This is a genomic window from Helicobacter sp. 11S02629-2, from assembly GCF_002272875.1.
Lineage (GTDB): Bacteria > Campylobacterota > Campylobacteria > Campylobacterales > Helicobacteraceae > Helicobacter_I.
The window spans coordinates 1-873 of sequence record NZ_MLAN01000046.1 but is presented as its reverse complement, the minus strand read 5'-3'; the positions used below and the strand labels follow the sequence as shown (position 1 = coordinate 873).

At 38.9% G+C, this 873-nt stretch carries 1 protein-coding gene; it reads left to right on the top strand.

All coding sequences use genetic code 11. From position 1 onward, the window contains the following. Positions 1-600: 600 nt before the first annotated feature. The coding region (locus BKH40_RS08595; RefSeq protein WP_143428489.1) for a hypothetical protein at positions 601-873 on the top strand (273 nt) is incomplete at its 3' end.

The following is an 873-nucleotide window of genomic DNA, read 5'->3' as shown; positions in this document are numbered from 1 at the left end:
TTTAACTTTATCTTTGTTTTTTAACTTTTAGTTTCATATTTCATGTTTCATGTTTCATCTTTCATCTTTTATGTTTTATGTTTTATGTTTTATGTTTTATGTTTTATGTTTTATGTTTTATGTTTTATGTTTTACCTTTTACCTTTTACCTTAACTTTAATATTAGCTTTTTAATTTTCATTCCTAACTTTGTCTTATCCTAACCTTAACTCTTACTTAAAAGTAACTCTTGATGAAAATGGCAGGAAGGGGAAGGAGGGGGAACGTTTTCAAAGGCGGATTTTTAGGCTTGTAAAAAGGTTAATAGCCCTTAGTGTTTTGAAAAACTTGTCAGAAAAATTTTTCTTTGACAGTTTTAGCCCGTCTTCTTTTTTCTAGAAAAGGTACACCCCCCCACTAGGAAGAACAAGGCAAAACAAAAACACAAGGGGGGAGTGCATCCCCACTAGTCTTGTTCTTTTTCTTTTTCTTGTAAAAACACCAACCACAAAGCTTTTTTAGCTTTTTGCAAGGTTCAAGAAAGGGCTTAAGACAAAACTTGCCAAGCACGCCCCTTAAGGCACAAGGCTTCTTAATAGAAACACCATTAAAGGAAAAAGCATGCAATCTCAAAAATCTCCAAAATGCCCGCCAAAAAGCACAGGCTTGTACACCAGCACAGAGGACGCACAAGCCGCCCAAAATGCCAGCCACGCCAGCAGTCACCTTGCAGCCCAAGAGGCACAAAGCGTAGAAGCCGCCCAAAATGCCCGCCAAAATGCCCGCCAAAACGCCCCCCAAAATACCCGCCACAATGCACGCCACAAAACCCACCAAACAATACAAACCAACCCAACAAGACAACCCAACCACAAAAACCCACCCATAACAACA